This is a genomic window from Myxacorys chilensis, assembly GCF_059505265.1.
Genome location: NZ_JCACKG010000163.1, coordinates 1 through 5,043 on the forward strand (window position 1 = coordinate 1; position 5,043 = coordinate 5,043).

The window sequence follows — 5,043 nt, forward strand, 5'->3', positions numbered from 1 at the left end:
AACTGTATGGGCGAGAAGCGGAGATTGCAGCATTATGGGTGGCGTTTGACAGAGTGACGGGGAATCGGGAATCGGGAATCGGGAATCGGGAAAAACACCCTACACCCTACACCCTACACCCTACACCCTCATGCAGCGAAATGATGTTGGTCTCTGGTTACGCTGGCATCGGCAAAACGGCATTGGTGCAGGAACTCCATAAACCGATCACCGCAAAGCACGGCTATTTTATCTCTGGCAAATTTGACCAATTCCGGCGCAATATTCCCTACAGCGCGATCGTCGATGCCCTGCAAAAGTTGGTGCAGCAACTCTTGGGTGAACCCAATGAACAGGTGGAAGTATGGCGATCGCGTCTACTCACTGCTTTAGGAAACAATGGGCAAATCATCATTGATGTCATCCCCGAAGTTGAGTTCATTATTGGCAAGCAGCCACCTGTGCCCGAAGTTGGAGCAACAGAAGCACAGAATCGCTTCAATCTCACGTTTCAAAGGTTTGTGCGGGCGTTTTGTGCAAAACAGCATCCCCTGGTCATCTTTTTAGACGATCTACAGTGGATCGATTCTGCAACGTTGAAGTTAATTGAACTCATATTGCTTGACGAGCAAACTCAATCTCTGTTTTTGATCGGAGCCTACCGAGATAACGAACTGACTCCAACGCATCCGTTGGTCTTAACGCTAGAGAGCCTGCGAAAAGGGGGAGCAGTACTTCAGGAAATCATCCTGACCCCCTTAACACTGGAACCGTTGGGTCAACTGGTGGCTGAGACGTTACATCGCAATCCTAATACCGTTCGTCCCCTAGCCCAAGTTGTGTCACGTAAAACCGAGGGCAACCCTTTCTTTGTTGGTGAATTTTTAAAGCTGCTGCATAGCGAAAACCTGTTAATCTTTGATGCCCAACAGTTGAGTTGGCAGTGGAACTTAACTGAGATTGAAGCTCAAGATATCACCGATAATGTGGTGGAGTTACTGCTGCGTCAATTGCAAAAATTACCGGAAGCAACACAGCAAGTTCTCTCCATCGCTGCTTGTGTTGGGTCTGAGTTTGATTTAGAAACGTTGGCGCTTAGCGCAGAGCGCAACTCCGAAGGAACCGTTTGCGAAAAATCACCGAAAGCAATTTTCCAGGATCTACTTGCAGCAATACAAGCGGGATTAATTCAACCTCTGTCTGAATTGGATGAAGACTTGTTGGTTCAAGAGTATAAGTTTCTGCACGATCGCGTGCAGCAAGCGGCTTATGCCCTAATTGATGAATCGCAGAAACAGGTTGTTCATCTCCAAATCGGTCGCAATTTGCTCGAAAAAACTTCACCAGAGCAACGATCCGATCGGCTGTTTGCCATTGTCGATCATCTCGATCAAGGAACGGAGCTTGTCACTGCTCGATCAGAACGAACTGAAATTGCCAGATTGAATTTAAGGGCAGGTCAGAAAGCAAAGGCAGCAACGGCTTATGAAGCAGCTTTTAAGTATTTCACTACAGGGCTTAAACTTCTCAATTCAGAGAGTTGGCTCAGTGAGTATGATCTCACCTTAGCGCTGTACTCAGAAGCAGCAGAAGCGGCGTATCTCCAGGGTTGCTTTGATGAGATGGAACAGTTGGTAGAAGTGGTACTCGATCGTGCCAAAACAGTGGTTGACAAAGTGCAGGTTTACGATAGCAGAATTCAAGGATATTTGTCGCAGGGCAACCTGAAAGAAACACTCAAAACTGGATTGGAAGCGTTAAAGCTCCTGGGAATAGATTTAATAGAAAATCCAAGTCGGGCAGATATTCAAAGGGAATTGGAGTCAACGGCCGCATTACTCGCTGAACGAGAAATCGAAAACTTGATTAATTTACCAGAGATTGCTGCACCAGAACCACTGGCAGCTATAACAATCTTATCGAATATCGGGTCTGCTGCATTTATAACGTTACCAGCACTATGGATACTGATTATATGCAAAACGGTAAATTTATCAATCACCTACGGTAATGCTATCTGGTCACCGATGTATTATGCTGCCTACGGATTTGTTCTATGTGGAGTTGTTCAAGACATTGAACTCGGCTATAAATTTGGTCAATTGGCTCTTACCTCGGCAGAACGATTGAATAACAAAAGAGGCAAGGCTAGAACCCTAAGGTTTTCGGGTACCCATATCATGCAATGGAAGGTGCATCTTAGGAACATAATACCAATGCTGGCCGATGCCTATCAAAGTGGAGTGGAAACTGGAGACTTTGAATGTGCTGGTTATGCTGCCTATAACGTATGCTATAACTCGTTTTCTGCTGGAGAGGAACTCACCCAACTGGAACAAAAAACAGCAACCTATAGCAAAGCGACCAATCAAATCAGACGGAAAAGCCCCTCAAATTGGCTGGCAATAGTGTGGCAGACCATTCTTAATTTGTTAGATAGGTCTGAGAATCCCAGCCGCTTAGTTGGTCGGGTGTGTGATGAAGAACAGGCGTTATCACACGCTATTGCAGTTAAAGATAGAACTGTAATTCAAATACTCTATTTACACAAAGTCATGTTGTGTTATCTATTTGAAGAACACCATCAAGCTGTACAGACTGCTATTTTGGCAAGGCAACATTTTGAAGAGGTGTCAGCAATAATAAGTCTACCTATATTCTGTTTCTATCATTCGCTGGCGCTTTTGAGCCTATCGCTCGATGCTTCAAACTCTGAAAAAGCAGCTTGGCTAAACTGCGTTAACACCAACCAAGAAAAAATGCAGAAATGGGCAGAACACGCCCCAATGAATTATTTACATAAATTTTATCTAGTCGAAGCAGAGAAAGCACGAGTCTTAAGGCAATTTCTTGAGGCTGAAGAGTTTTATGAACGGGCGATTCAAGGAGCCAGAGAAAATGAATATATCCAGGAAGAGGCGTTAGCATACGAATTGGCTGCAAAACATTATCTAGCGCGAGGTCGAGAAAAATTTGCACAGCTCTACATGAAAGAAGCACACTACTGCTATGAAAGATGGGGAGCGATGGCAAAAGTCAAAGATTTAGAAACTCGCTACCCGCAGTTCTTTTCTCAATCACCGGTTGTGACCTACACACCAATCCATACAACTTCTGGAACTACTTCTGCTCGCTTAGACAGCGCGATCGATTTGGCTGCGGTAATGAAAGCAGCTCAAGCTCTTTCAGAAATAATCCATCTCGATCAATTGATCGCCACGTTAATGCAGGTGGTGATAGAAAATGCCGGAGCCGAAACAGGCGCTCTAGTGCTCCTAGAAGACGATCAACTCACTGTGGTGGCTCAGTGCAGTGGGAGTAGACAGTGCAACCTGGAAAAGATCGCTGTTACTGACTGTGCAACGATTCCTGTCCCCGTCATTTACTCAGTAGAACGTACTCAAGAAACTGTGGTGTTTGATGATGCAGTCAACGAACCATCTTTTTTGACTGATCCTTATATTCAACACCAACAGACGCGATCGCTTCTCTGCATGCCAATTCTCAAGCAAAATCAGCTTGTCGGCATCCTTTATTTGGAGAACAAGCTTAGTACCGGAGTGTTTACCCGCGATCGCTTACAAGTCCTCAAACTGTTGATGGCTCAGGCAGCAATTTCACTGGAGAATGCTCGGCTATATGAACAGTTAGCAGACTATACCGAAACATTGGAAAGGAAGGTAGAAGAGCGAACTCAATCCCTACAGCAGGAAATCGCTGAACGTCAACAGACCGAAGCCGCATTGAGACAAAGTGAAGCGAATTATCGCAACCTGCTACAAACCGCGAATTCCGTTATCATTCGCTATGATTCGCAAGGACGAATTCGATACATCAACGATTATGGGGTGAAACTCCTGGGCTATGAAGAACATCAGATTTTAGGGCGAACCCTATTTGAAACCATCATTCCAGACATCGAAACCTCTGGACGCGATATGAGACCCATGATCCACGATTTACTTCGCAATCCTCAATCGTACCCGCAAGGCGAGGGGGAAAACCTGTGTCGAGACGGTCGACGAGTTTGGATGTCCTGGTCGAATCAAGCCATCTTCAATGACCAGGGAGAGGTCGTTGAAATCTTATCGGTGGGCAATGACACCACCCAGCGTAAACAAGCAGAAGAGGCTCTACAACGCAGTGAAGCTAAATTCCGAGCTATCTTTGCAAACTCCCAGGTTGGCATCTACCGCACCCGCATTGGTGATGGGTTAATTCTCAATGCCAATCAATGCTTTGCCAATCTGTATGGCTTTGACTCACCAGAGGAGATCATTGGGATTGAACACACCGCAGGCTACTATGTCAATCCCAGCGATCGCCAACAATTCCTTGAGTTGCTGAAGCGGGATGGGGAAGTGCGAAACTTTGAAGCCCAGGTGCGGAAACGAGATGGGATATTGTTTTGGGTACTTTTCTCTTCTTATCTGAATGCAGCCGATGGATACATCGAAGGGGTGGTTGTAGATATTAGCGATCGCAAACAGGCAGAAGCCGCGCTGCAAGCCTCTGAAGCAGAACTGCGAGCGCTCTTCTCAGCCATTCCCGATCCGCTGTGTGTTTACAATGCTGAAGGGCAAGTGATCGACGCAATCCCAGGAAATCCATCCTATGGAGAAGAGTATATAAAGGAATATATTGGTAAAACACTGCATCAACTCTATGCCAAGGAACAAGCTGATGAATTCCTGAATTATATTCAGCAGGTGGTGAAAACCCAACAAGTACTCACCGTTGAATACACTGAATGCCAGTGGATAGCTGGACGAGAAGTCTGGTTTTCGGCTCGCATTGCCCCGATTCGGCACGAACAGGTGATTTGGTTGGCGCGAGACATTACGCTGCAAAAGCAAGCAGAAGCAGCCTCGATTTTGGAAGAACGCAACCGCATGGCGCGTGAAATTCACGACACACTCGCTCAGTCGTTTACAGGCATTCTGGCTCAGGTGGGAGCGGCAAACCAGGTGCTAACGGATGATGTAGAAGCAACTGGGGCACACCTGGATCTGATCAAAGAATTGGCGCGAACTGGACTGTCTGAAGCGCGGCGATCGGTCGTCG

At 46.2% G+C, this 5,043-nt stretch carries 1 protein-coding gene; it reads left to right on the top strand.

The features are described 5' to 3' along the window. Positions 1–5,043: PAS domain S-box protein (locus tag AC5JLB_RS13135; RefSeq protein WP_495874278.1), on the top strand; the 5,043-nt coding region annotated here is incomplete at both ends.